Annotated in this window: 26 protein-coding genes; 11 read left to right on the top strand and 15 right to left on the bottom strand. The window is 67.8% G+C overall.

The annotated features are described in order from the left end of the window. Positions 1-7 precede the first annotated feature (7 nt). The 3 genes from cspE (at position 8) to ABIA73_RS06655 (ending at position 2,308) form a co-directional block, all read left to right on the top strand. Complete coding sequence (gene cspE, locus ABIA73_RS06645; protein ID WP_019183439.1) at positions 8-214, top strand: transcription antiterminator/RNA stability regulator CspE; 207 nt, start codon at positions 8-10, stop codon at positions 212-214. A gap of 377 nt (positions 215-591) precedes the next feature. After that, entirely contained in the window at positions 592-1,860 is a 1,269-nt protein-coding gene (locus tag ABIA73_RS06650; RefSeq protein ID WP_033831732.1) for an FAD-dependent oxidoreductase, read from the top strand. Positions 1,861-2,038: 178 nt separating this feature from the next. Beyond that, positions 2,039-2,308 carry a hypothetical protein gene (locus ABIA73_RS06655; protein WP_025879177.1) on the top strand — a complete coding sequence of 90 codons (270 nt, stop codon included), beginning with the start codon at positions 2,039-2,041 and terminating at the stop codon, positions 2,306-2,308. 21 nt (positions 2,309-2,329) lie between these two features. Here ABIA73_RS06655 and pdeM read toward each other — a convergent pair whose 3' ends face one another. From pdeM to ABIA73_RS06675, 4 genes are read right to left on the bottom strand one after another with little or no spacing between them, the layout of a single operon-like run. Continuing rightward, positions 2,330-2,971, bottom strand: a complete 642-nt coding sequence (gene pdeM, locus ABIA73_RS06660; protein ID WP_218787824.1) for a ligase-associated DNA damage response endonuclease PdeM — start codon at positions 2,969-2,971, stop codon at positions 2,330-2,332. Then, entirely contained in the window at positions 2,961-5,420 is a 2,460-nt protein-coding gene (locus tag ABIA73_RS06665) for a ligase-associated DNA damage response DEXH box helicase (protein ID WP_218787823.1), read from the bottom strand. Before ABIA73_RS06665 ends, pdeM begins: the two co-directional genes overlap by 11 nt. Beyond that, positions 5,417-7,024, bottom strand: coding sequence for an ATP-dependent DNA ligase (locus tag ABIA73_RS06670; protein ID WP_218787822.1), 1,608 nt, complete (start codon positions 7,022-7,024; stop codon positions 5,417-5,419). Before ABIA73_RS06670 ends, ABIA73_RS06665 begins: the two co-directional genes overlap by 4 nt. Next, the gene (locus tag ABIA73_RS06675; protein WP_218787821.1) at positions 7,021-8,019 is read right to left on the bottom strand and encodes a ligase-associated DNA damage response exonuclease; all 999 of its coding nucleotides are present in this window, start codon (positions 8,017-8,019) and stop codon (positions 7,021-7,023) included. Before ABIA73_RS06675 ends, ABIA73_RS06670 begins: the two co-directional genes overlap by 4 nt. Positions 8,020-8,133: 114 nt before the next feature. Between ABIA73_RS06675 and ABIA73_RS06680 the strand changes: the two genes are divergently transcribed. Continuing rightward, positions 8,134-9,771: an acyl-CoA dehydrogenase family protein gene (locus ABIA73_RS06680; protein ID WP_033831727.1), complete on the top strand. Its 1,638-nt coding sequence runs from the start codon at positions 8,134-8,136 to the stop codon at positions 9,769-9,771. 171 nt (positions 9,772-9,942) lie between these two features. On the opposite strand, the gene ABIA73_RS06685 is transcribed toward ABIA73_RS06680, so the two are convergent. The 3 genes from ABIA73_RS06685 to ABIA73_RS06695 all read right to left on the bottom strand — a co-directional run bounded on the left by ABIA73_RS06685 (position 9,943) and on the right by ABIA73_RS06695 (position 12,144). After that, positions 9,943-10,353, bottom strand: coding sequence for a hypothetical protein (locus ABIA73_RS06685; protein WP_025879171.1), 411 nt, complete (start codon positions 10,351-10,353; stop codon positions 9,943-9,945). 149 nt (positions 10,354-10,502) lie between these two features. Continuing rightward, a complete protein-coding gene (locus ABIA73_RS06690; protein ID WP_025879170.1) occupies positions 10,503-10,844 on the bottom strand; it encodes a hypothetical protein in 342 nt (113 codons plus the stop codon). Between the two features lie 124 nt (positions 10,845-10,968). Further along, entirely contained in the window at positions 10,969-12,144 is a 1,176-nt protein-coding gene (locus tag ABIA73_RS06695) for a thiolase family protein (protein ID WP_025879169.1), read from the bottom strand. 181 nt (positions 12,145-12,325) lie between these two features. Between ABIA73_RS06695 and ABIA73_RS06700 the strand changes: the two genes are divergently transcribed. After that, positions 12,326-15,163: a S8 family serine peptidase gene (locus tag ABIA73_RS06700; RefSeq protein ID WP_354275571.1), complete on the top strand. Its 2,838-nt coding sequence runs from the start codon at positions 12,326-12,328 to the stop codon at positions 15,161-15,163. 85 nt (positions 15,164-15,248) lie between these two features. On the opposite strand, the gene ABIA73_RS06705 is transcribed toward ABIA73_RS06700, so the two are convergent. Further along, positions 15,249-16,346: a Glu/Leu/Phe/Val dehydrogenase dimerization domain-containing protein gene (locus ABIA73_RS06705; protein WP_025879167.1), complete on the bottom strand. Its 1,098-nt coding sequence runs from the start codon at positions 16,344-16,346 to the stop codon at positions 15,249-15,251. Between the two features lie 272 nt (positions 16,347-16,618). Here ABIA73_RS06705 and ABIA73_RS06710 point away from each other — a divergent pair, with 272 nt between their 5' ends. Continuing rightward, entirely contained in the window at positions 16,619-17,698 is a 1,080-nt protein-coding gene (locus ABIA73_RS06710) for an HDOD domain-containing protein (RefSeq protein ID WP_354275572.1), read from the top strand. Between the two features lie 3 nt (positions 17,699-17,701). On the opposite strand, the gene ABIA73_RS06715 is transcribed toward ABIA73_RS06710, so the two are convergent. The 3 genes from ABIA73_RS06715 to ABIA73_RS06725 form a co-directional block, all read right to left on the bottom strand. Next, positions 17,702-19,270, bottom strand: a complete 1,569-nt coding sequence (locus tag ABIA73_RS06715; protein ID WP_354275573.1) for a phospholipase D family protein — start codon at positions 19,268-19,270, stop codon at positions 17,702-17,704. Between the two features lie 139 nt (positions 19,271-19,409). Then, a complete protein-coding gene (locus ABIA73_RS06720; protein ID WP_025879164.1) occupies positions 19,410-20,108 on the bottom strand; it encodes an RNA pseudouridine synthase in 699 nt (232 codons plus the stop codon). 46 nt (positions 20,109-20,154) lie between these two features. Continuing rightward, positions 20,155-20,655, bottom strand: a complete 501-nt coding sequence (locus tag ABIA73_RS06725; protein ID WP_354275574.1) for a M48 family metallopeptidase — start codon at positions 20,653-20,655, stop codon at positions 20,155-20,157. Positions 20,656-20,716: 61 nt separating this feature from the next. On the opposite strand from ABIA73_RS06725, the gene ABIA73_RS06730 reads away from it, so the two are divergent. Together ABIA73_RS06730 and ABIA73_RS06735 are read left to right on the top strand one after the other, a co-directional pair. Further along, the gene (locus ABIA73_RS06730; RefSeq protein WP_025879162.1) at positions 20,717-21,274 is read left to right on the top strand and encodes a DUF2058 domain-containing protein; all 558 of its coding nucleotides are present in this window, start codon (positions 20,717-20,719) and stop codon (positions 21,272-21,274) included. A 106-nt stretch (positions 21,275-21,380) separates the two neighbouring features. Further along, positions 21,381-21,647 carry a DksA/TraR family C4-type zinc finger protein gene (locus tag ABIA73_RS06735; protein ID WP_025879161.1) on the top strand — a complete coding sequence of 89 codons (267 nt, stop codon included), beginning with the start codon at positions 21,381-21,383 and terminating at the stop codon, positions 21,645-21,647. Between the two features lie 648 nt (positions 21,648-22,295). Here ABIA73_RS06735 and ABIA73_RS06740 read toward each other — a convergent pair. Then, on the bottom strand, positions 22,296-22,889 hold the full coding sequence (locus ABIA73_RS06740; protein WP_025879067.1) for a mechanosensitive ion channel family protein: 594 nt from the start codon (positions 22,887-22,889) through the stop codon (positions 22,296-22,298). A gap of 35 nt (positions 22,890-22,924) precedes the next feature. Then, positions 22,925-23,104: a hypothetical protein gene (locus tag ABIA73_RS06745; protein ID WP_032977115.1), complete on the bottom strand. Its 180-nt coding sequence runs from the start codon at positions 23,102-23,104 to the stop codon at positions 22,925-22,927. A gap of 126 nt (positions 23,105-23,230) precedes the next feature. Between ABIA73_RS06745 and ABIA73_RS06750 the strand changes: the two genes are divergently transcribed. The 3 genes from ABIA73_RS06750 to ABIA73_RS06760 are packed head-to-tail and all read left to right on the top strand — an operon-like array spanning position 23,231 to position 25,221. Next, positions 23,231-23,809, top strand: a complete 579-nt coding sequence (locus ABIA73_RS06750) for an RNA polymerase sigma factor (protein ID WP_025879069.1) — start codon at positions 23,231-23,233, stop codon at positions 23,807-23,809. Further along, positions 23,806-24,330, top strand: coding sequence for a hypothetical protein (locus tag ABIA73_RS06755; protein ID WP_059064771.1), 525 nt, complete (start codon positions 23,806-23,808; stop codon positions 24,328-24,330). The genes ABIA73_RS06750 and ABIA73_RS06755 overlap by 4 nt, the downstream gene beginning before the upstream one ends. A 12-nt stretch (positions 24,331-24,342) precedes the next feature. Further along, positions 24,343-25,221: a DUF4097 family beta strand repeat-containing protein gene (locus ABIA73_RS06760; protein WP_032977119.1), complete on the top strand. Its 879-nt coding sequence runs from the start codon at positions 24,343-24,345 to the stop codon at positions 25,219-25,221. A 49-nt stretch (positions 25,222-25,270) separates the two neighbouring features. Here ABIA73_RS06760 and ABIA73_RS06765 read toward each other — a convergent pair whose 3' ends face one another. Both ABIA73_RS06765 and ABIA73_RS06770 read right to left on the bottom strand, forming a co-directional pair. Continuing rightward, positions 25,271-25,453: a hypothetical protein gene (locus ABIA73_RS06765; RefSeq protein WP_025879072.1), complete on the bottom strand. Its 183-nt coding sequence runs from the start codon at positions 25,451-25,453 to the stop codon at positions 25,271-25,273. A gap of 11 nt (positions 25,454-25,464) precedes the next feature. Continuing rightward, positions 25,465-25,758 (bottom strand): YkgJ family cysteine cluster protein, encoded by a 294-nt coding sequence (locus ABIA73_RS06770; RefSeq protein ID WP_051501656.1) that lies wholly within the window; start codon positions 25,756-25,758, stop codon positions 25,465-25,467. Positions 25,759-25,844 lie beyond the last annotated feature (86 nt).

The following is a 25,844-nucleotide window of genomic DNA, read 5'->3' on the forward strand; positions in this document are numbered from 1 at the left end:
CATCACCATGCCGAACGGTACCGTCAAGTGGTTCAACGACGCCAAGGGATTTGGCTTCATCTCGCCGGAGGACGGCAGCGCCGACGTCTTCGCGCACTTCTCCGCGATCAACTCCAAGGGCTTCCGCAGTCTGCAGGAAGGCCAGAAGGTCACCTACGACGTGACCCAGGGCCCGAAGGGCGCCCAGGCCTCGAACATCGTTCCGGCCGAGTGATCCACTCGATAGTGCGTTGAAAACCCCGCTTCGGCGGGGTTTTTTTTGCTGGCCGTGAAGATGCTCTTGCGGCGGGAGCGCCTGTCCTTGCGTGCGAATGTCACCCGGCGCCGGCCTGCGGCCATCGCCTCCTCCTTTACTTCGCACGCAAGGACAGGCGCTCCCGTTGCGGAATCGCGCGCGCCAACAGATGCCATGAAAGCTGAGCGCTGCCACCATTGCCGGCTCTCCTGCGAAGTAAAGGAGGAGGCAGCCGCGCAGAGGCTGCCGGGGGACATTCGCAGGAGAGCCGGCAGTGGTGGCGGAGCCCGATGCACATCTGCTCGGAAGAGGGGGCAGCTGATGTACCGCCCCTGCGCCGATGGCACAATGCAGGCATGACGGAACGACTGCGCATCGCCGTGATTGGATACGGCACCGCTGGCCAGGCATTGGCCATCCTGCTCACCCGTGATGGCCACGAGGTGGAGATCTTCGAACGCGTGCCGACCCCCGGGCCGGTGGGTGCGGGATTCCTGCTGCAGCCCAGCGGACTGCAGGTGCTGTGGCAGATGGGCCTGCTTGAGGCCGTGCGTGGCTACGCCATGCCGGTGCGACGGCTGTATGGCGATACGCCGTGCGAGCGCGCGGTGATGGACATGGGCTATGACGGCCTGGATGCGCGACTGCACGGCATGGGCATGCAGCGCGGGGCGTTGTTCTCGGTGCTGGACCAGGCGCGTGAAGGCGCCGGCGAGCTGCACGTGGGCACGACCATCGTCGAGGTCGATCACCAGCAGGGGCGGCTGCGCGACAGCGACGGTCGCACGCACGGACCGTTCGATCTGGTGGTTGCCGCCGACGGCGCCGCCTCCACGCTGCGCAACGCCGTCGACGGTGGCGCGGCGCTGGACCGGGTGTACCCGTGGGGCGCGCTGTGGTGCCTGTTGCCGGCCGAAGACTGGCCACACATGCAGCAGCTGCGGCAGCGCTACGTCGCCGCGCGCAAGATGATCGGCCTGCTGCCGGTGGGCACCCGACCCGGTGACGACACGCCTCGCCTGAGCTTCTTCTGGAGCCTGCCGCGTGCGGATTTCGACCGCTGGCAGGGCGACGGCATGGCGCCGTGGCTGGAAGAACTGCATGCGCTGTGGCCACAGGCGGGCGCGCGCTTCGCCCATCTGCGCGACGCCGGTCAGCTGGCGCGTGCGGTGTACCGCGATGCCGTGATGAAGCGTTGGCATCAGGGGCGGCTGGTGCTGGCAGGCGATGCAGCACATGCGATGAGCCCGCAGCTGGGGCAGGGCGTGAACATGGCGCTGCTGGATGCACTGGCACTGCGCGACGCGTTACGCACCCACGGTGGTGGCGAACCGGCATTGCAGGCCTACCAGGCGCAACGACGTGCGCATGTGGCGGTCTATCAACGCTGGAGCCGCTGGCTGACGCCGCTGTTCCAGTCCGATCGCGATGCGTGGGCAAAGGCGCGCGATGTGCTGTTGGGACCGATGGGACGACTGCCTGGCGGGCGTGGGCACATGCTGCGCGTGCTCAGCGGCACCCAGCACGGATGGCTGGGCGCGTTGCCGCTCGATCCGGCATTCATCCAGGCGCTTGCCGCTGCGCCCCTGCCGCTACAGGGCGTGGAAATGCCGGCCACCGCGTGAAGCCTTTCGTTACGGCATTTAACGATTGCCTCACCCCGTATGTGCGACAAGAGATGAGCACGCGGCAGCCGCGTCGCCCGCTTTCCTTTTCGTGATGGATCATCGCGTGGCCCGGGTGGCGCCGCCGTCGTTGCCTGTTGCGGCCCGGATGCGCCGCACGATGCACGAGGAGGATGCCATGTTGTTCGCGGTCGAGAAGCTGGAATCGGAAATCTGCAAGCTGCGCGGTCTGCTGCGGATGCTGCACGAGGACCAGCCCGACGTACTGGAAGATGTGTTCGAGTTTCATGTCGGCAGTCTGATCAGCCACGCATCACCGGAAAGCCACGGCCATATCCGCGCCTGCGCACAGGAAATGCTGATGGCGATACAGGCACTGCCGCGCCACGCCGACGAGGCGACGCAGGATTTCAGCCTGATGCACGGAATCGCCGCCCGCCCGTCGTAATCCCGCGCAGGTCTCGACGCGTCAGCGAACCGGTAGCGGCACTACGCTGTCTTCCACACAGGCGAGCAGCTGTTCGCCCGGCGCCAGTACAGGCACCACACCGGCGGTGAATGCCGAGAATGCCGGCAGGATGGTCACGCCCTGGCGCAGCCAGAACGCGGGGAAGCGCCGACGCAGTGCCGGCAACGCAACCTGCGGATGCACATGGCCCGCCAGCACGTGCGCGGAGGCATCGGCCAGCGGCTCGTGCCGCAGCAGGAACGGTCCCCATCGCGCGTCGTCATGCATCTGCACCTGCAGCGCCGCCTTCGGCAGATCCCGGTCGTGATTGCCGCGCACCACGTGGATCTCCAGCGCAGCGTGATGTTCGCGCCAGCCAAGCCATTGCTGATACCAGGCCGCGCGATGCGCCGGGCCGTGCAGGACGTCGCCGAGGATCCATAGTTGCTGGCACTGGTGCATGGCCACCAGGTCCTGCACGCGCTGCAGGTCATTGCCGGTGCCGCCCGACGGCAGGGCGATTCCCGCACGCCGGAACACGTCCGCCTTGCCCAGGTGCAGGTCGGCGATCAACAACGCGCGCTGCGCCGGCCACAGCAGCGCCCGGCCGCCGAGCAGCAGCATCGACTCACCTCCCAGCTGCAGCGGAAGATCAGCGGCCATGGCGGCGCTCCAGCTGCTGCGCGGCACGCTGCACGCGCGTGCGCCAGTCTTCATTGCTGAACTGCCCACGCAGGCGTTCGGCCCACAAGGGAAATGCCAGCGGGGTCAGTGATGAGGGCCGCTGCAGGGACAACGAACGTGTGGTGATGCGTGCCAGCACCTGCTGCAACCCGGGCAGGTCGAGGCTGTCGTGCAGTACTTCCTGCTCGGCCAATGCCAGCAGCAGATGCTCAGGGTCGTGCTCGCGCAGCACGTCATGCAGCAGTCCGGCGGAAGCCTGCAGCTGGCGCAGCGAGCGTGGCATGCCACCCGGCAGGCTGGGCACCAGCAGGCCCGCCACGCGCGCGATGCCGCGGAACTGGCGGCGCGCCAGTTCGCCCAGGTTCACCGCTTCGCGCAGGTCCTGCAGCAAACCTGCAGCATCCAGCATTGCCCGCCAGTCCTGTTCCTGCAGATCCACCGGCGTTGCCGGAGCGAGCACCAGGCCATGGTCATTCACTGCATAGCCGATGCTGTTGCGTTGCCGACGGGTGCAGCGAAGGGCCAGCAGCGCGGCCAGCGCTTCGTGCACATGGCGGCCCGCAAAGGGATAGACGAACAGGAACTGGCCTTCGCGTCGGCGCACGTCTTCCACCAGCAGGTGGTCGGGCGATGGCGCCGCAGACAGCTGCGACTGCAATGCCAGCAGCGGCGCAAGCCACCGCGACTCCGCGCTCTGGTCGGCGCCTGACAGCACCTTTTCCAGTTCGCGGCCCAGCGGCATCGACAGTGGCAGTTGACCGCCCTGCCAGCGCGGTACCACGCCATCACCACCACCGCGCGCCACGCGCACGAACGCGGTCATGTCGCGCAGCTGCACCAGCTCCAGCAGCCGCCCCGCAAACTGGAAACGGTCGCCGCGGCGCAGGCGGCTGGCGAACTGCTCTTCCACCGCGCCCAGGCTGCCGCCACGCAGGAACTGTACGCGCACGCTGCCGTCGCTGCTGATGGTGCCGATCGACAGCCGATGGCGCAGCGCCTGGCGGCGATCGGGCATGCGGTACACGCCGTCGGCATCGCGTACCACCTTATGGAACTCCGGGTACCGGGACAATGCACGTCCGCCCTGCACGATGAAATCGATCACCGCATTCCACTGTGCGTCCTCCAGCGCGGCGAAGGCATGCGTGCCACGGACCTGTTCCAGCAGTGCATCGGCGTTGAAGCCGCCCGCCAGCGCGCGGCTGACGGCGTGCTGGGCCAATACGTCCAGCGACAACGTGGGAGGACGTCGCGCTTCGATCACCCCGTCATGCAACGCGTGCCGGGCCGCCGCGTACTCGGCCAGTTCCAGCGCATGGCTGGGAATGCACAGTATCTGGCCGCTGGCACCGGGCCGATGGCGCGCACGCCCTGCGCGCTGGCGCAGGCGCGCCACGCCCTTCGGGCTGCCCAGCTGCAGCACCTGGTCCACTTCCGGAAAGTCCACGCCCAGATCCAGGCTGGAAGTGGCCACCACGCACCGCAGCGTGCCCGCACGCAGTCCGTCCTCGACCTGCTGTCGCAGCGTGGGATCCAATGATCCATGGTGCAGGGCGAGCGTGCCGGCATCTTCCGGCCACACGGCTGCGAGGGCCTGGTGCCACAGTTCCGCCTGCGCACGGGTATTGGTGAAGAGCAGGCTGCTGCGTGCACGGAACAGCGCGTCGAGCACGCGCGGAAGCTGGGAAAGGCCAAGATGCCCGGCCCATGGAAAGCGTTCGCCGGGTTCGGGCAGCAGGCTGCGGATCGTCACCGGCCGCTGCCGTGCACCTTCCACGATTGTTTCCTGTGGACGGTGTGGCAGCAGTACGTCGCGTGCCTGTGGCAGGTTGCCCAATGTGGCCGACAGCCCCCACAGCTGCATCGCCGGCGCTGCATCACGCAGCAGCGCCAGATTCAACTGCAGCAGCACGCCGCGCTTGTTGCCCAGCAGTTCGTGCCATTCGTCCACCACCACGCAGCGCAGTTGGCGCATGCGCTCAAGGGTGTCGGGATAGCTGAGCAGCAGCGCCAGCGACTCCGGCGTGGTGACCAGCACGTCGATGCGACCTTCGCGGGCCAGGCGCCGGTCGCGGTTGCTGGCATCGCCGCTGCGCAGCCCCACGCGCCAGCCCAGGCCCAGGCCGTCGATCGGTGCCTGCAGCGCACGTGCGGTATCGCTGGCCAGTGCACGCAGCGGCGTTACCCACAGCACCTGCAGCGGGCGTACCGCGCTGGCGCGACGCGGTACGGGGGGCGGGTCGAGCATCGCCTGCAACAAGGGGCCGCCGAACATGGCAAGAGTTTTGCCGCTGCCGGTTGGGGTGTGCAGCAGGCCCGATTCGCCCGCCAGATAGTGACGCCACATCGCGCGCTGGAAGGGCAGGGGGCGCCAGCCGCGGCTGCCGAACCACTCGTGCAGGCGCTGCAGCGCATCGCTGCGCTTCATCGCGCCAGCGCCTGCAACTGGGCCAGGTGGTCGGCTTCGGCAGCTGGCTTGTCGTGGCGCCAGCGCAGGATGCGTGGAAAGCGTACGGCGATGCCGGACTTGTGGCGCGCGCTGCGGTTGACTGCTTCGAAACCAAGTTCGAACACCTGTTCGGCACTTACGCTGCGCACCGGGCCGAAGCGTTCACGCGTGTGTGCACGTATCCAGCGGTCGAGGGCGAGGATTTCCTTGTCGTCCAGACCGGAATAGGCCTTGGCTACTGGAACCAGTGTTTCGCCGTCCCAGACGCCGAAGGTGTAGTCGGTGTACAGCGTGCTGCGCCGACCATGGCCTGCCTGCGCGTACAGCAACACTGCATCGATCGTCAGCGGTTCGACCTTCCACTTCCACCAGTCGCCACGGCGACGCCCGGACTGGTAGACCGAATCACGACGCTTGAGCATCAGCCCTTCCACGCCACGCTCGCGCGATGCTTCGCGCAGCTGCGCGGCATGCTGCCAATCGTCGGCTGGCACCTCAGGCGACAGCTGGATGCGCGGATCGCCGAGCGTGCCGATCACCTCGGCCAACTGCACGCGTCGCTGCTGCAGCGGCAGTGCACGCAGGTCCTCGCCGTCGCGCTCAAGCAGATCGTAGGCGAGCACGCGTACCGGCGTGTTGCGCAGGGTGGCGGCGCCGGGTTTGCGGCGCTGGATGCGGGTCTGCAGGGCGGTGAATGCACGCGGCAGATTGTCGGCGTCGTCCCATGCCAGCAGCTCGCCATCGAGCACGCAGCCATCGGGCAGAGACGCTGCCGCCTGCTCGATCTCCGGGAAGCGACCGTCCAGCCGTTCTTCGCCGCGCGACCACAACGCCACCTCGCCCTGGCGCCGCAGCAACTGCAGGCGGATGCCATCCCACTTCCATTCCAGCAGCCAGTGGCTGATGTCGCCCAGCCGCTCGGTAGGCTCGCCTTCCAGCGGCGAAGCGAGGAAGAACGGGTAGGGCTGCTGACGATCGGTCGGCAGTTCTTCGGCAGACAGCAAGGTGGTAAGCAGGCCGGGGGAGGGCACCCAGTCGCCGAGCATGCGCTGGGCGATACGGGCGATATCCAGCCCGGACCACTCGGCCAACGCCTGCTGCACCACGCGCTGCGACACACCAACGCGCAGCGCGCCGGTCAGCAGCTTGTTGAAGACCAGGCGTTCGGCCGATGCCAGCTGTCGCCAGCCGTCGACTACGGCGGCACGACGCACCGGCTCCGGCTGGTTGGCAACGGCAAGCAGGTGTTGTTCGATCCAGTCGGCCAGAGGCCGATCCTCGGCTTCGGTGGCCGGATCATCCAGCAGCAGGGTAAGCGTTTCAGCAAGGTCGCCGACCTGCGCGTAGCTGTCTTCGACCAGCCAGGGGGGCAGGCCGGATTCGTCGGCGATCCACGCCCGCAATTCGCCGCTGCCGGCAATCTTCCGCCGCGCGCCGCCCACTTTGCCGCCGCTGAGCAGGTACAGCGCCCACGCTGCGTCATGCGGGCGTGCGTGCTGGAAGTAATCGATCAACGCCGCGCGCTTGTCCAGCGTCGCCGTGCTGCGATCCAGCCGCTGGTACAGCGCGGCGAAGGCCTTCATTCCTCGCCTCCGAAATCGGTGCGGAACGCTTCGGCGGCAACGCCGCGTTCGCGCAGGTACGGAATCAACGCATCGGTGTTGCCGTGGGTGGCAATGACCCGCTGCGCGCCGGTCTGGGTGATGGTCTGCAGCAGCGCTGGCCAATCGGCATGGTCGGAGATCACAAAGCCACGGTCGACGTTGCGCCGGCGGCGGTTGCCGCGCAACTGCATCCAGCCCGAGGCGAAACCGAGCTGGTGACGGCCGAACCGGCGCAGCCACGGCGTACCGGCGGCCGAGGGTGGGGCCAGGATCAGCTGGCCGGCCGCATCGGGCTGACGCCCCTGTTCGGCAACGGTGAGCGTGTCGAGTATGGGCACACCGGCCTGGCGATAGACGGCCACGCCGTTGGCGATGGCGCCATGCAGCCAGGCAGGCTGGTCATCCACCGCACGCAGCTCGGCAAGCACGCGTTGCGCCTTGCCCAGCGCATAGCAGAGCAGCACTGCCGCTTCGCCCCGCTGCGCGCACTCGCGGCGCCAGGCGGCGATCTCGGCCGCCACGGCACGGGTATCGGGCCAGCGGTAGATCGGCAGCGCAAAAGTCGCCTCGGTGATGAAGGTATCGCAGGGCACCACTTCGAATGCAGTGCAGGTCGGGTCGGGCTGGCGCTTGTAGTCGCCCGACGCCACCCAGACCTGCTCACCATCGTCGATGCGCACCTGCGACGAGCCGAGCACGTGGCCGGCGGGATGCAGCGATACCTGCACCCGGCCCAGCGCGAACGGCACGCCCTCGGCATGCGCGTGCAGCGGCACATCGCCCAGGCGCCAGCGCAGAATCGGCACGCTGCCGGTGCTGCAGTGGTACTCGCCCATGCCCGGACGCGCATGGTCGCCATGGCCATGGGTGATGACCGCGCGCGGTACCGGCCGCCAGGGATCGATATGGAAATCGCCTGCCGCGCAGTACAGCCCTTCCGGCCGCAGTACTACCAGATCGTCTTTGCCTGCCATGCCGTCACTGTGGCGGTCCGGTCGTGCACGTGGCGAGAATCGGCCTGAACGCGGGGTTGCCGGGCGATACGGCACAATCGGACCGCACACCTCTTGCCGGCGGGGAAGGAACCGATGAGTGGACCGAGCTTCAACAGCAGCGCCCCCTACGAAACCCATGTGGTGCTCAACCAGCCGCCGCCGTTTGCCGGCCGGCAGCTGTGGACCGACGACATCGCATTGATGGAGGCCGTGCAGCGCGAGGGCGCGGCGGCGTTCGCACCGCGGTTGGCGGCGTACGGAGGACTGGCCGGCGACGAGCTGTACCGCATCGGCTTCGACGCCAACCGCGATCGCCCACGCCTGCGTACCCATGATGCACAGGGCCATCGCATCGATACCGTGGAATTCCATCCGGCGTATCACCAGTTGATGCAGACGGCCAAGGAACATGGCGTGGCAGGGTTGTCCTGGCACGAGCCGCAGCCCGGCGCGCATGTCGCGCGCGCTGCGCTGAGCTACCTGCACCACCAGGCCGAGGCCGGCACCAGCTGCCCGTTGACCATGACCCACGCCGCGGTAGCCGTGCTGCGCGGGCAGCCGCATCTGGCCGAGTGGTCGCGCAAGGCCGCCGCACCGGTATACGACCCGCGCGATGTGCCAGTGGCCGACAAGGCCGGCATCACCCTGGGCATGGGCATGACCGAGAAGCAGGGCGGTTCGGATGTGCGCGCCAACACCACCCGCGCCGAACCCATCGACGGCGAGCGCTATCGGCTGATCGGCCACAAATGGTTTTTCTCCGCACCCATGTGCGATGGCTTCCTGGTACTGGCGCAGGCGCCGGCCGGATTGACCTGCCTGCTGATGCCACGGCGCCTGGCCGACGGTGATCGCAATGCATTCCGCCTGATGCGCTTGAAGGACAAGCTGGGCGACTGGGCCAACGCATCCAGCGAAGTGGAGTTCTGTGGCGCACAGGCCTGGCGTGTGGGCGAGGAGGGACGCGGGGTGGCCACCATCATCGGCATGGTGATGATGACCCGGCTGGACTGCATGCTGGGCGCTGCGGCGGAAATGCGCATGGCGCTGGCGCAGGCGCTGCATCACGCGCGGCATCGGCGCACCTTCGGCAAGCCACTGTTGGACCATCCGCTGATGGGCAACGTGCTGGCCGATCTGGCGCTGGAATCGGAAGCGGCCACGGTGCTGGCGATGCGCATCGCACGCGCGGTCGATCGCGCTGGCAGCGATCCGGCCGAGGCCGCGCTCGCGCGGCTGGGTACGGCCTTGGGCAAGTACTGGATATGCAAGCGCGCACCTGCGTTCGTCAACGAAGCGCAGGAATGCCTGGGCGGTGCCGGCTACGTGGAGGAATCGATGTTGCCGCGGCTGTACCGGCAGGCACCGTTGAATTCGATCTGGGAAGGCAGCGGCAACATCCAGTGCCTGGATGTGCTGCGCGCGCTGGCGCGCGAGCCGGAGGTGCTGGCGGCGCTGCACGGTGAACTGGAGGCGGTGGCCGATCGTGATGCGCGTTATGCGTCGGCACTGCAGCAGTGGCGCGATGCGGCGGCGCCGGAGGAGGCACAGGCACGGGTGTTCTGCGAACGCACTGCCTTGCTGCTGCAGGCGGCGCTGTTGCTGCGTGCCCGCAGTCCGATGGCCGAAGCGTTCATCCGCAGCCGGTTGCACGGCGAGCATGGGTTGGCGTTCGGCACGCTGCCGGCGGGGTTGGATGTGGCGGCGATGCTGGCGCGTGCGCTGCCGTAGGTGACGGCCAACGGCGAGGCCCCTCATGGTGGGCGGCGCAGGAGCGCGGCCCTGGACGGCTTCCGTGCGCGCCCAGCACCGAATCAACAGAAGAAGCGAAAAGCAGAAAAGCCGCGGCGATGCCGCGGCTTTTCCGGTTGCGCCGGGCGATGCCCGACGAACGCGAAGGCCTTAGTGCTTGGCTTCTTCCTTGGCGGCAGTGGCCTTGGCGTCGTCAGCAACATCGCGGGCCTTGTCGGCAACCTTCTGCGCGGCATCGGCCGTGGCGTCGCTGGCGTGGGCGGCGGCATCGGTGGCTGCGACCTTGGCCTTGTCGGCGGCGGTGGCGGTCGCGGCTGCGGCGCTGTCCAGCGCCTGCTGGGTATCGGCGGCAGCCTGTTCAGAGGCGGCAGCAGTCTTGTCGGCAGCGTCGCGGGTGGCGGCAGCGGCCTTGTCGACGGCATCGCGTGCGGCGACGCCGGCGCTGTCGGCGGCCTGCGCGGCATCCTGCTTGGCCTGTTCGGCTTCCGGCCCCTTGCAGGCAGCCAGTGCGAGCAGCAGGGAGGCGGCCAGCAGGGTAGTGGTCAGCGGACGGATCTTCATGGCGGTCTCCGGTACTGCAATGGATGGGGACGCCAGCCTATTCATACCGTTGTGAAGACCTGGTGGTGACCTGCGCACGGAACTGCGCGCAAAGAAAAAGCCGCTGGCGAACCAGCGGCTTCTTCAGAACAGCTTGAAGAAAGAAGTTATTACTTCTTGGCTTCTTCAGCAGCGTCCTTGGCCTGCTCAGCGGTAGCTTCGGCAGCCTTGGCGGCGTCCTTGGCTTCGCCAGCAGCGGCGTCGGTGGCAGCGCCAGCAGCCTGGGCAGCGGCGTCGACCGAAGCGTCAGCAGCGGTGGCGGCGGTGTCAGCGGCCTGCTGGGCAGCGTCGGCGGTCTGGGCGCCAGCAGCGGCGGCCTGGTCGGCAGCAGCCTGGGCTTCGGTGGCGGCCTGGTTGGCCGAAGCAGCGGCGTCCTGGGCAGCTTCCTGCTTCGAGCAGGCGGCCAGGGCCAGAGCCAGGGACATCGCGACCAGCAGCTTGTTGATGCTCATTGTGTAAATCCTCGTCGTTAGAATTAGGCAACGCGCATGCTGCGCGCCGACAACATGATGACAAGCCAAGATTGGGTGTCAAGCGATCCCGCATTCATTTTTGCGAAATAGACGTTAAACCCTTTCAGATCAACTCGATGGCGATAGCCGTCGCTTCGCCGCCGCCGATGCACAGGGTGGCAATGCCGCGCTTGCCGCCGCGCGTGCGCAATGCGTTGACCAGGGTGACCACCAGGCGTGCGCCGGAGGCGCCGATCGGATGGCCCAGCGCGCAGGCACCGCCATTCACGTTGAGCTTGTCGTGCGGGATGCCCAGTTCGCGCATCGGTGCCATCGCCACCACGGCGAAGGCCTCGTTGACTTCGAACAGATCGACCTGGTCCAGCGACCAGCCGGTCTTCGCCAGCAGGGTGTGGATGGCACCGATCGGAGCGGTGGTGAACCACTCCGGCTCCTGCGAATGGGTGGCATGGCCGACGATGCGCGCCAGCGGCTGCAGGCCGCGTGCGGCAGCATCTTCTTCGGTCAGCAGGACCACGGCGGCAGCGCCGTCGGAGATGCTGGAGGAACTGGCGGCGGTCACGCTGCCGTCCTTCTTGAAGGCCGGGCGCAGGGTCGGGATCTTGGCAATGTCCGAACGACCGGGCTGTTCGTCGCTGGCGACCTCGACTTCACCCTTGCGGGTGGCGACCTTCACCGCAACGATCTCGTCGGCGAAGGCGCCGTTGGCCTGGGCTGCCTGTGCGCGCTTGACCGATTCGATGGAGTAGGCGTCCTGCTCTTCGCGGGTGAACTGGTACTTGTCCACGGCGCATTCGGCGAACTCGCCCATGGCCTTGCCGTCATAGGCATTGACCAGGCCGTCGTGGGCCATGTGGTCCACCGCCTGGAAGTTGCCGAAACGGTTGCCGGTGCGCGAATTGGGCAACAGGTGCGGCGCGTTGGACATCGACTCCATGCCGCCGGCGACCACGACCTTGGCCGAACCGGCCTTGATCAGGTCATGCCCGAGCATGATGGCCTTCATGCCCGAACCGCAGACCTTGTTGAGGGTGGTGGCGCCGACCGACAGCGGAATACCGGCGGCGATCGCTGCCTGGCGGGCAGGGGCCTGGCCGAGATTGGCCGGCAGCACGCAGCCCATCAGGACTTCGGAGACGTCGCTGGCAGGCACGCCCGACTGTTCCAGCGCGGCGGCGATGGCGGCCGCGCCGAGGGTCGGGGTCGGAACGCCGTTGAACTGGCCGAGGAAGGAGCCGATGGCGGTGCGCTTGGCGGCGGCGATGACGATGTTGGACATGGCAATCTCGTTGATGCGTGAGCAATGTTCGGAAAGGAGACGACGGGCGTTGGATACGGCGCCGTTTCCCGGCAGACTGCGTGGGGGTCGGCCCAGTATAGAGGGTCGGCGAAGACTGCCGCTGGGCAGTACTGGATGCCTGCCCGGATGGCGGCAGGCCAACGTTCATGGGAAGGAAACGATGGAACGTAAGACGATGGGAAGGTCGGTCCTGGCATCGGCGCTGGCGGTGGCGCTGACGGCGTGTGGCGGTGGAGGCGGCGGCAGCAACGTGCGCATCGACCCGCCCCCGACCACGCCTCCGGTCACGCCCCCGGTCACCCCGCCTCCCGCTGCCAGACCGCTGGAGCCGGCCGTGGATGCGCATCTGGCACAGACCAACGCGCGTGCCGCACAGGCCACCGGCGCGACCGGTCGCGGCGTGCGCATCGGCATCGTCGATTCGGGCGTGCTGCGCAGTGCCGAGGCGCTGAACGGACGGGTGGTGGCCAACCTCAACTACATCGACCCGAGCCGCAACAATCTCAACGTCGATGACGTGCTCGGCCATGGCACGGCCGTCGCCAGCCTGGCGGCCGGTGTACCGGTGGGGGGCTGGCCCGGCGGCATCGCACAGGGTGCGGAGATCGTCTCGGCACGCATCATTTCCGACACCACGCCCAAGGATGACGGCAGTGGCAGGGGCAACTCCTTCAGCGGCACGCTGGGCGTGGCCGGGGTCCACCAGGACCTGATCAACTACGGCGTGAAGGTGATGAACAATTCCTGGGGCGGCCTGTACTGGACCGACCTCGGCACCACAGCGCAGGTCGCGGGCGAATATCGCCCCTTCATCATCAATCACGGTGGCCTGGTGGTGTTCGCCGCAGGCAACGAAGGGCGCGACCAGCCCAGCAGCGTGGCCGCGCTGCCCAGCCAGCGTGGCTTCGGTGGATCGCTGCCGGCAGCGGATCTGGAAAAAGGCTGGCTGGTAGCTACTGCGATCGATCCGAACAAGCCCGGTGAACGTGCGCCGTGGGCCAATGCCTGTGGCGACGCCGCGCGCTATTGCCTGACCGCTCCCGGCAGCGCGGTGTTCCCGGAGCCGGGTACCGGCAAGTACCTGTGGAACTACGGTACGTCCTTCGCCGCGCCGCTGATCTCCGGTGCTGCGGCGCTGGTCTGGCAGCGCTATCCCTACTTCGACAACGACCTGGTGCGGCAGACCCTGCTCGGCACCGCCACCGACATCGGTGCGCCGGGCGTCGATCCCATCTACGGCTACGGCATGCTCAACGTCGGCAAGGCGGTGAACGGTCCCGGCCGCTTCGACTGGGGCGATGCCACGGTCAATGTCGACGCGGCCTCTTCGGGCTCGATCTGGAGCAACGACATCGCCGGCGCTGGCGGCCTGATCAAGCGCGGCGATGGCCGGCTGGAGCTGAGCGGCAACAACAGCTACAGCGGTGCGACCCGCATCGAGCGCGGCACCCTGGCCCTGCGCGGTGGCGCCGTGATCCGTTCCAACGTGAGCGTCTCCGGTTCCGGCGGGGCCTCGATGGCCGGCCTGCAGTTCATGCCCGGCACGCCGCGGGTGATCGGCAACGTCGACAACGGCGCCAGCGTGGTGCTGGTCAACGCCAACACCACCGCGACCATCGAAGGAAATTACAGCCAGCGGCCGGATGCGCAGCTGATCGTCGCGCTGGGGGTAAACGCGCTGCAGGTGACCGGCACCGCACGCCTGGCCGGTGGCGTGGTGGTCGATGGCATCGTGTCCGGTTACGTGCCGCAGGTCGGCAGCCGCCAGGGTCTGGTCCATGCCAACGGCGGTATCAACGGCACGTTCACCACGCCGGTGGCCAACACCGGCGCCAACGGCCTGACCCTGCTGCAGGCGCAGTACGGCTATGGCAGCAACGACGCGTGGATGGACCTGACCCAGGTCAACGTTTCGGCAGCCGCATCAGGCCTGGGCGCCAATGCACAGGCATCGGCACTGCGGGTGCAGTCGGCATTCACCGCGCTGGACCGCAATGCGGATCTGCAGGGCTCGGCGTTCGGCGTGGCCGCAGGCGCGCTGCAGCGTACGTCTGGCGGAACCGATGGCCTGTCGGCGAGCCTGGAGAGCCTGTCCGGACAAGCGCATGCGCGCGCTGAAGCGTCGACCTTCGACAGCGTGGACATGTCGCGCCGCGCGGTTGCCGAGCGCTTCGACCGCGTGCAGGCTGCGCCGAAACTGCGTGGCGCCTGGCAGAGCGCGCTGGGTGAAGCCGGGCAGGGCAGCTTTGCCGGCAACGCCGCCGACAGCCAGGGCTGGATGGCCGGCCAGGACGTGGCACTGGGCAGCAACGGCCTGCTGGGCATGGCCTTTGGCGAAACCCGCAGCAATGGTGGCAGCAACTTCAGTGGTGACCGTGGGCGTGACCGCCAGGCGCAGGCGCAGCTGTATGCCGGCTGGAGCCTGGGGCGTGGCTATGCGCTGGCCCAGTTCGGCACCGGCCAGTTCACCCGGGAACTGGATCGCCAGTTGCTGCTGGGTGCCGGTGCCTACGGTGTGTCCGCGCGCTACGGCGGACGTTTCAGCAGTGCCAGCGTTGAAGGCGGCTACCGTTTCGGGCGCATCGGTGCGTCGTTGACACCGTACCTGGGGGCAAGCAGCACCCGCCTGGATACCGATGGCTTCAGCGAGCAGGGCGGCTTCGGCTTCGGCCTGCGCGGTGAGGCGTCGCGTGCACAGCGCAGCCAGATGCTGGCGGGCCTGCGGGGTGAGCGGCAGTGGGGGCGCTGGACGCTGCGCGGCCATGCCGAATGGCAGCAACGGCTGGATGGCGGTGAGCAGGCCTGGCAGGCAAGTTTCGTCGGCGTTGATGCCTGGGCGCCGTTGGCCGGTGTTGACGCACCGCGTGGCAGTGCCTTGTTCGGCCTGGCGCTGGAATCGTGGTGGGGCCGCAATGGCCGCCTGAGCCTGGGCATCGACCAGCGCGTGGGTGGCGATGATGCACGTCAGGCGGCGCTGCGCTACAGCACCGGTTTCTGATCATGGCGCCGGGCGTGCTGCCCGGCGCGTTCATCCGGCGGTGCCGACCCACGGTCGGCACGCGTCCGGTTGCCGGGGGCGGCGCTCAGCCGCCGCGCAGGTCGCCCAGGCGCGGTGTGCTGCGGCCCAGCGGCATCTTCAGCTTGCCGATCGACAGGATGCGCGCTTCTGCGATCCGGTCAGCCGCGCGCTGCGGGGCAATGTTCTCGCGCTGCGACAGTTCGAAGATGCGCGTCAGGTTGTGGTAGATGCTGCGGATCAGCCGCATCGCGCGCTCGCGGTTGTAACCGTCGATTTCCAGCGACACGTTCATCACGCCACCAGCGTTGACCGCGTAGTCAGGCGCATACAGGATGCCGCGCGCATGCAGCTCGTCGCCGATCTCCAAGCTGGACAGCTGGTTGTTGGCGGTGCCACAGATGATCTTCGCCTTGATCCGCGGCAACGTGTCGGCGTTGATCGCGCCTTCCAGCGCGCACGGCGCGAACACATCGGCGTTCACTTCGTGGATCTCGTCCGGCTTGACTGCCTCGGCGCCGAAATCGTTGACTGCACGATCCACCAGCGCGCTGTCCAGGTCGGTGACATACAGCTTGGCGCCACGGTCGCGCAGCAGCTTCACCAGTTCCATGCCGATATGGCCCAGGCCCTGCACCGCGATGCTGGTCTTGCCCACTTCCTCATGGCCGAACTTGAAGCGCATCGAGGCCATCAACGCCTGCAGCGCGCCATAGGCGGTGAACGGCGCCGGATCTCCCGAGCCGCCATGGACCTGGTGCACGCCGGTGACGAACTGGCTCTCCAGGTAGATGTTCTCCATGTCGTTGACGTCGGTGCCGACGTCCTCGGCCGTGATGTAGCGACCACCCAGCGAATCGACATAGCGGCCGAACGCGCGGAACAGCACTTCGGTCTTGTCGACCTTGGGGTCGCCGATGATCACCGCCTTGCCGCCACCGACATTGAGACCGGCCAGTGCATTCTTGTAGGTCATCGTGCGGCTCAGCCGCAGCACATCGGCCAGCGCATCGTCGGTGCTGGCGTAGGGGCGCATGCGCACCCCGCCCAGGGCGGGGCCCAGGGTGGTGTTGTGGATGGCGATGATTGCCCGCAGGCCGGCATCCTGGTTGTGGCAGAACACCACCTGTTCGTGGCCGGTGGTTGCGAGGGTTTCGAATAGCATGGGGTCTCCGATGGCGCGATCTGCGGTGAACTGCGGCGAACTGCCAATGAACGGTAGGGTCCGAAAACAAAAAAAGCGACGTCGTCGGTACAGGGGGACGGGTCGCGCGGCGCCATTCTAGTCCATTCGCCCGGGATATGCCGTCGACGCCGGACGCGCCCGGGTTAAAGAAGATGAAAGTGCGGCCGATGCTGCGACGACGGCAGGTCGCCGGATGTGATGAAGGCGCAGGGGCAGGCAGTGGCAGCAGGACAACGACAGGATGGGCGGCGATGACCGCAGCGTGGTGGCGATCTGTGCTCCGTTGGCTATCGCAGCTGACCGGGCAGGCCCCGGCACGCCTGGCCGCAGCCCCCCGCCAGGCCGTGGCGGCCGCGGCGGCGAGCCTGCAGGGCGACGCCTTGTCGGCGGCCGAGGTCGCCGCCCACCTGCAGCGCGGACTGCACGCGCTGGCCCTGTATCCGCGCTTGGCAGGCGATCCGGCGGCGGTCAGCGCATCGGGTCTGGCCGAAGCGGTGGACCGCGCGCTGCAGGACCGCGACTGGGCTACCCGGCAGCTGCCGCGGCGCCCGCAACTGCTGCCGCAGCTGATCCAGACGGTCAATGACGACGTTGCATCGGCGCGGGTGATGGCGGCGATCATCGGCCAGGATCCGGTGCTGACCGGCAACCTGCTGCGGATCGCCAACAGCCCGGCCTACAAGGTGCACGAGCGGCCCGTGGAAAGCCTGCAGCGGGCGGTGACCCTGGTCGGCACCGAAGGTGTGCGGCAGATCATCAGCGCCGTGCTGGTGCAGCCGGTGATGCAGGTGCAGTGCGAGGTGTTCCCGCAGTTCAGTTCGATCATATGGGAGCACGCGCTGCTGGCGTCGCGCGCGGCCGCCGACCACGCCCGCACGGTCACCTTCGGCGATGCCTTCGCTGCGCAATGGCTGGGCCTGGTGCAGGGCCTGGGCGCGGCGCTGGTCATGCGTCAACTGCTGCAGGAAGCACAGGTGCGTGGCGAAGAAGTGGAGCCCGCGCTGGCCCTGCAGTTGCTGCAGCAGTGGTCACTGCCGTTGGCGCAGCGGGTGGCAGCAGCGTGGGAACTGCCCGAACCGGTGCATCAGGCCTTGGCGCCTGATGCAGACGGTCCGCTGGCCGACAGCCTGCGCCTGGCCAGCGCCGCTGCGGCGGCCAGCCTGCTGTGCCGGCACGGGCATGCCAGCCAGGGCCGCATGCTGGCCTTGCTGGAACAATTGCCGGCAGCGCCGCCACACGCGCTGCGCTGGATCTGGCGGCGCCTGCATGGGCGCAATGTGGAAACCCTGGACGAAAGCCTGCACGGCGATGGCGAGGGGGCCGCCCCCTGATCGTTACAGCTGGGATTCCAGCGGCAACCAGCTGATCACCCGTGCCGTCCAGCGTTTGCCGAGGCTGCTGCCGGGCTCGGCATCGACCCAGTGCGGCGGCGGCTCGCGCTGCAGCCAGCGCAGTTCGTCATCAGCGCCCAGTGCCAGCCACCAGCTGTGTTCCGGGCTGGCCAAGCGCAGGTATTCCGCGCGCAGCTGTGCGCCCAGCACCGGGTCGTCGAACAGCACGCCCATCTCGGTGTTGAGATAGGCCGAACGCGGATCGAGGTTGAACGATCCGACGAACCCGCGCCGGTCGTCGACCAGCAATGCCTTGGTGTGCAGGCTGGCGCCGCTGCTGCCGAACAGGCTGCCGTCACCGGCCTGGCCGTTCGCCTTCAGTTCGTACAGCTGCACGCCGGCCTTCAGCAGCGGCACCCGGTAGCCCATGTAGCCACCGTGCACGGCAGCCACATCGTTGGCCGCCAGCGAGTTGGTCACCACGCCGACCTGGGCGCCGCGTCCGGCCATCGCCGAAAGTCCGTCCAGCCCTTCGCTGCCGGGAACGAAGTACGGCGAGATCAACAGTGCCTTGTAGCGTGTCGACTGCAGCTGTTGGACCAGCTCGGTGACCAGCCAGTCGTCGTGTGCATCGCCGTGGTGCTTCATCGGTGGATCGGACACGATCCGTACCTGCCTGCTCCAGTGCAGCGGCTCCGGGCTGGCACGCTGGCGCTGGCGCGACTCGGCCACGCGCTGCAGGTACGGTTGGGCCTGCGCATGCAGCGCGTCCAGATCGGACTGGCGCACCAGCTGGCGCAGCTGTGCATCGGTATAGGTTGCCAGCGCCGAGATCGGAATCGCTGCGTCGCTGTTCCAGTAGTCGTCGAAGATCTGGTTGGCCTGCTGCACGGCCGGGCCGGCTACCACCAGGTCCAGGTCCTGGAAATTCACGTCGCTGCGCGCGCTGAAATATTCCTCGCCGATGTTGCGGCCACCCACGATCGCGATGCGGCCATCGGCGATCCAGCTCTTGTTGTGCATGCGGTGGTTCACGCTGAAGGCGCGTTGCACCAGCTCCAGCGTGCGGGCCAAGCCGCTGCGGTTGCGGAACGGGTTGTACAGGCGAAGCTCGATGTTGGGATGCGCATCGAGCGCCATCATCAACGCATCCTTGTCCTTGGCATTCATGTCATCAAGCAGGATGCGCACGCGCACGCCACGTTCGGCAGCGTCGTACAGCGCCTTGGCCATCAAGTGGCCGATCAGATCGTCGTGCCAGATGTAGTACTGCAGGTCCAGGCTGCGGCCGGCGTGCTCGGTGACCATCGCGCGGGCAGCGAACGCATCCATGCCATCGCTGAGGAAGGCTACGCCAGACTGCCCGGGATGGGCGGCCTGCAGGGGCATCATCTGCCGATCGATGGGCGTCTGCGCAGGTTGCAGCGGCAGTACCTGCGACGCTTCGCCGCGCGCTTGCGGGGCCAGGTGGTCGGCCAGCAGCAGGCCGGACAGCATCAGCAGAAGCAGGGCGGCGATGATGATCGCGGCCACGCGCAGCAGGCGTCGCCATAAAGGTTTGCGCAGACTCATGACGCCGATGGTAGATCCTGGCTACGCATGGAGGTAGACCCACGCCACGCGTGGATGAACTGTCACCGGTAGATCCACGCCATGCGTGGATGAAGCGCCAACGGTAGATCCACGCCATGCGTGGATGAAGCGCCGTGACTCAGAACCGCTCGTCGCTGCCCAGATAGCGCCACTGGCCCACGGCCAGCGGGCCCAGCGCCACCCGGCCGATGCGCAGGCGGCGTACGGCCACCACCTGCAGGCCGGCAGCCGTCACCGCAGTCCTCAGGCCCTTCGCGGTCAGTCCCTTGCCTGCAAAACGCAGGCGCTGCTCGCTCTGCCAGCTGACCTTCGGGCCGCCTGCTTCATGCTGCAGCCGGGCCATCAGCCACGGGCCACGTTCCGGGCCGCCTTCAGCCACTTCGACCAGGTACTCCTGTTCGGTGCGGCCCAGGTTGCGCTGCAGGTGCGCGAGCACCGCCGGATCCTGGCTGACCACCACCAGCCCGTTGTCGTCGGCCGGCAGCGAGGATGCCAGCTGCAGGCCGTGGAAATGCCGTTGCAGCGGACGGATGTCGCTGGCATCCAGTTCGCTGCGGGTCTCGGTACGGATCAGCGCGCACAGGGCATCGGCTGGCACGCCCGCCGGTTTGTGCAGCAGCATGCTGGCGCGCTCGGCCTTGCTGTCGCTGGCCTGCTCGGCCACCACGATGCTGGCGCTCTCGTCCACCGGGCGCTGCGGCTGTTCCACCACTTCGCCATCGACGCTGACCCAGCCGCCCTCGATATAGCGCCGCGCTTCACCACGCGGGATGCCGAGCAGGGCGGACAGGCGTTTGTCGAGTCGGGTCGGTTCCATGGCGAAAGGTCGGGCAGGGGGCGCGCAGTGTAGCCGCTACGCCGGCTCAGCGCTGGCCGCGGTTGGCCAGCTCGGTCAGGTACAGGCGGGTATCGAACTCCAGCTGCAGGTAATCCGGCTCCATGTGCTGGCACAGCTGGTAGAAGGCCTTGTTGTGGTCGGCCTCCCTCAGATGGGCCAGCTCGTGCACCACGATCATGCGCAGGAAGGCGGCTGGCGCCTGCCGGAACACGGTGGCGATGCGGATCTCGCGGCTGGCCTTGAGCCGGCCGCCGTGTACACGGGAAATGGCGGTGTGGGTGCCCAAGGCATGCTTGATGACCTCCAGCGTGTTGTCGTAGCAGACCTTGTTGAGCGGCACCGACTTGCGCAGGTAGCGATCCTTCATGTCCTGGGTGTAGTCGTACAGCTGGCGGTCGCTGCGCACCTCATGCAGGTCGGGGTAGCGCTGCTGCAGCCAGGGGCCGAGCTTGCCCTGTGCCAGCAGATCGCTGACCTGGGCGACCAGGGGTTCGGGGTAGCCGGTGAGGTACTTCAGGACAGCCATGCAGGGGCGTCGGCGCGTCGGTAGAATGGGGCATCCAGATTACACGCGGTACGTATCGACCATGGCAAAGCCCAACGCGCTGCAGGAACAATTGCTCAAGGCCGGCCTGGCCAAGAAGTCGCAGGCCAGTGCCGCCGCGCGTGAACAGGCCAAGGCCCGCCAGGGCAAGGCCGAGTCGACGTCGGCGGAGGTCCAGCGTGAAGCTGAACGCGCGCGCGCCGAGAAGATCGAGCGTGACCGTGCGCTGGCTGCCGAGCGCAACGCGCAGGCCAAGCAGGCTGAGCGCAAGGCGCAGGCCAAGCAGATCATCAGCGCCCACGCCGTGCCGCACAAGGGCGAGGACGAGTACCGCTTCAGCGATGGCGCGGTGATCCGCACCCTGTTGATCGATACCAAGCTGCGCAAGGCACTGTCGGTGGGCGTGCTGGTCATTGTGGCCCATGGCGATGGCTACGCGGTGCTGCCACGCGCGGCAGCGGAGAAGGTGCGTGAACGCGCCCCGGAAGCCATCATCGTCGACCATGGCACGCCCGGCTCCAGCGCCGAGATCTCCACCGGCAACGCCGAGGACGACGCCTACTACGCACAGTTCCAGGTCCCCGACGACCTGGTCTGGTAAGGCGGCGCTGAACCGGCCGCAGCGTCCGCCGGGCATGGCCCGGCGCTACCGATTGCGGCGGGGTGTATTGTCCCCATATCAGGCGACACACCTGCGGAGGATGGCCATGGCTACCGGTTGGGCCGGAGATGGCGCGGTCCAGGACCAGATCGACGCCACCGTCGACGATGCGATTGCCCGCGCGCGGCGCCAGCTGCGCCAGGGCCCGGGTCTGGAACACTGTGAGGAATGCGACGCGCCAATTCCCTTGGCGCGGCGTCAGGCAGTGCCTGGCGTACGGCTGTGCGTGAACTGTCAGCAGGCGCACGACGAAGAGGAACAGGCGCAGAGTGGCTACAACCGCCGGGGCAGCAAGGACAGCCAACTGCGGTGAAGGGTGTTCGGCAGGGCTGGGCCCTGCACCCGCGGTAGTGCCGGCCGCTGGCCGGCAACCTTGAGAGCAACAGCAACAGCAAGAGCAAGAGCGGCATTCCGTGGGATGGCGGGGCGGTGTGGGGTTGCAGGACACGCCGTAAACCCCGCTCCGCGGTCCGGCCCAGCCGCTGGCGGCTGTGCGTTCGGGCGCTTGCGAAGCAGTGCTTCGCAAGCAAAGCGCCCTCACCCTTGGGGGCTCGATGGCGCCATCCATGGCGCCAACGGTCCTGCAGCCCCACACCACCCCGCCTCTGACAGTTTCCAGGGGTCTGTTGGATCCACGCCATGCGTGGATGAATTCCGATGGAAATCGAATATTTCGATATTGGATCGAAGAGCATCCACGCATGGCGTGGATCTACGTGTCGACCAAGGTCGACACCTACCAACAGCAGCCGGGAATTGTCGAAGGCGGGGCGCTGTGGGTTTGCGAGGTGTGAGCGGCATGGATGCCGCGACCAAGCCTCCAGGGATGGATTCACGGCGTCCCCGCACACCCACAGTGCCCCGCCATCCCACGGAATGCCGGCTTTTGACGTTGACGTTGACGTTGCCTTGGTTTGAAGGCCTCTGCGGGTGCAGGGCGCAGCCCTGCCGAACAATCCCCTCAGCCGTCGCCCTGGATGCCGCCAGGCGCCTGCGTCGGATCGCGCCAGCGCCGCACCGTGCGCTGGAAGAACAGGTTGTTCGGCAGCTGCAGCACCGTGCCCTCGTGGCCGTTGCCGGTTTCCTGCAGCGTGGTGTAGATCAGGTTCACGTCGATCACCCGGCCCTTCAGCCCGGGCTTTTCGCCGTTCTCCAGCACTTCGATGTAGTCATGCAGGCGGAACGGTCGCGTGGTGAAGATCAGCAGCGTGCAGAAGATGTTGGACAGCACGCTCCAGGCCGCGAAGAACGCCACCGCGCCCACCGCAGCGAAACCGGTGAAGGCCGTCCACAGCACCGAGGGCGATGCGCCGAGCAGGCTGAGGATGTACAGCACCGCGCTGAAATAGACCACGAAGCTGGTGATCCGGCGCGCGCCCATCACCATTTCCGGCGGCAGCGTGTAGTGGTCGGCGAAGCGGCGGATCAGGCGCCGCGCCAGCACCCGCAGCAGCCAAGCGGCGAGCAGGGTGATCAGGATCTGCAGGGCGATCCCGATGTCATGCAGCCAGGGGTGGGTCCAGGCGGGCAGGTGGTCCTTCAGCGACAACATCATGGGGCGACAACGTGTGACGGAAACGGGGCTTGATGTTACCCGGCGCGTGTCGACGTTTCGACCGCCTGTGCCCAGGCAAGGCAGACAAGGTCCTGTTTGTGCTGCTGCAGGCAGGCGCGGCCGCTTTCGGCACGCCAGTGCAGGGAAACGTCGAACGCCTGCAGCAGCATGCAGGCCGCGATCGCCAGCAGGGCGGCGCAGGAAGGGCTGGACATGGGAGGCTCCTGGCCGGGCAGGCCTGCGGGGGACCTGTGATGGATGCAGCCAGGCGCGAAAAGGTTGCAACCGAAAAGCGCTCCGGAAGATCTAAACCTTTTTCCGGCAGGCCGCATCCAACGGATATGCTCGACACCACCATGCCCGCGCCGCCTGCCGCCAACGACGTCGTCGACGAAACCGCCTTGGTACGTGCAGCGGCGGGCGGCGATACCGCTGCCTATGAACAGCTGTATCGGCAGCATGCGCCGCGGGTTTTTGCCACCCTGTGGCGGCTGTGTGGCGGGCAGCAGGCGCGTGCCGAGGATGCACTGCAGGAAGCGTTCCTGCAGGCATGGAAGGCACTGCCCGGCTTCCGTTTCGAGAGCAGCCTGTCGACCTGGCTGCATCGGTTGGGAGTGAACGCCGCGCTGATGGAACTGCGCGGTCGTGCCGCCGGGCATGACCACGACAGCCTGGACGACGTGGACGGTGGGCTGCCGGAGATGGCGGTGCATGACGGCTGCGCCGGCACCGAACGCGACCTGGAGCGCGCGTTGGCGACCCTGCCGCCGCGCGCGCGTGCGGTCTTGGTGCTGCACGATATCGAAGGCTGGAAACACCATGAAATCGCCGGCCAGCTGCAGATGGCGGTCGGCAGTTCCAAAGCACAGCTGCATCGCGCGCGTGGCCTGCTGCGCGCGCGCCTGGGAGACATGACATGAGTACGCACGACCCCGATCACGACCTGCTGGCGCGCCTGCGCGCCCTTCCCGCGGAACGCAGCGCACCGGCCGATGGCTGGGAACGCCTGTCGGCGCGGTTGCCACCCCGCGAGCCGGTTGCCGCGCAGGCGCCGTTGGACAACGTGGTGGCCTTGCCACTGCGCACCCGTCGACGCTGGTGGCTGCCGGTTGGCGCGGCGTTGGCAGCCAGCCTCGCGCTCTACGCGGTGGCGCCGTGGCGGCACGCGCCCGAGTTGCTGCCTGCACCCAGCGGCCTGCAGCTGCAGGCCGATGCGATGACCGAACAGTACCGGCAGGCAGTGGCGTCGCTGCCTGATGGCACTGCGCCGGAGTGGCAGCCCGCGCTGCATGAACTGGATCGCAGCGCGGAACAGATCCGCGCCGCGATGGCGCAGGACCCGCGTGCGCCGCACCTGCTTGGACAGCTCAAGCGGACCTATGCGCTGCGGCTCGAACTGACCCGGCAGGCGGCCCAGGCCGCCTCCGGTCTGACAACCTGAGGAGACCCCCCGATGCGAACCCTTTTCCCTCTCTGCGCGGCCCTGCTGCTGGTGCCCGCCATGGCGCTGGCCGATACACGCGTCGATGAACGCCACAATGTTGCTGCAGGCGGCCGCATTGAACTGAGCAACGTCGCTGGCAAGGTGACTGTACGCGGCTGGGACCGCAATGACGTGCAGCTCACCGGCACGCTCAGCGACGGCCTGCAGCTGCGCCAGGAAAAGAGTGCCAACCGGGTGCGCTGGGAAATCGAGTATCCGCGACGCGGCAACAATGGCGGCGCCACCTTGACCCTCAACGTGCCGCGCTCGGTGGAGCTGCTGCTGAGCACGGTCAGTGCCGACCAGGACATCAGTGGCGTGGACGTGCGGCGGCTGCAGGCAGATACCGTCAGCGGCAACCTTGCCGCCGCCGGTCGTAGTGGCGACAGCGTGCTCAATACGGTCAGCGGCAATGTCACTGCGCGGTTGCAGACCCCGCGGCTGGACGTGAACACGGTCAGCGGCCGGATCGAGGCTGGCGGGGGCGTTTCCGGGGAGATCGGGGCGCAGACGGTGTCTGGCCGGGTAGGCGTCGATGCCGGTCGCATCCAGCGCCTGGTGGTGGAGACGGTATCCGGAGGCATCGACCTGTCGGCGACGGCACTGGCACCAGGCGGGCGCATCAACGTCGAGTCGGTCAGTGCCTCGGTCAGCCTGCGCCTGCCGCGTACGGTGTCGGCGCAGCTGTCAGTGAACAGCTTCAGCGGGTCGATCAACAGCGACGCCGGCAAGGTGGAGCGGCCGCGCTATGGGCCGGGCAGCAGCCTGGATGCGCGGTTGGGCAGCGGCGACGGCGATATCCGCGTGCAGTCGCACTCGGGTAGTGTGCAGGTGCGCCTGGACCGCTGAGCGCGGCCCGGCAGGCCGCGGCGGCAGCGCCGCCGCGGTCGGGGGAGGGTCAGCTGGCTTTCTTCAGCGCCCAGGTGGTACCGAGAACTTCAATCTTGCCACCGCTCTTGCGGAACGCGGCCAGGTCGGAGGCGATCGAGTCGCTGTTGACCACGGTGCTGGCGGATGCGCCCTTGCGTTCGCTGCGGATGCTGTTGCTGGCCTTCGCGGGGGTCTTTGCCTTGCGGGGCATGGTTGCTCCTGTCAGGTGGAAGGGGAGGAAAGCGCGCAGGATTCAGCCTGGCGCAGGTAGTCCTGCCGCTCGCGGCGGCAGTCGTCGCCGCCCATCGAAAACTGGCGGCAGATCGCCGGGCGCTGCGAATAGATCGTGCAGCGCAGGTGATACGGATCGATCGCCGCGCACCAGCCTTCCTCGTTGCGCGCCATCACGGCACGGCCGTGTGCATCGCGCGACAGGAACTGGCCGGGCACGTGGTCGCCGGGCTGCAGCAGGACCGGCAACCGGCAACAGACCGCGTCACAACGGCGGCAGTCGATGGGTGCTGGTTCAGCGTCAGGTTGTACGGCCACAGGGGCCTGGCGGGTGCCCAAAGCGGGTCTCGATGGCGGCTCGGGTAATACGC

The organism is Stenotrophomonas sp. 2694 (genome assembly GCF_040548715.1).
Lineage (GTDB): Bacteria > Pseudomonadota > Gammaproteobacteria > Xanthomonadales > Xanthomonadaceae > Stenotrophomonas > Stenotrophomonas indicatrix.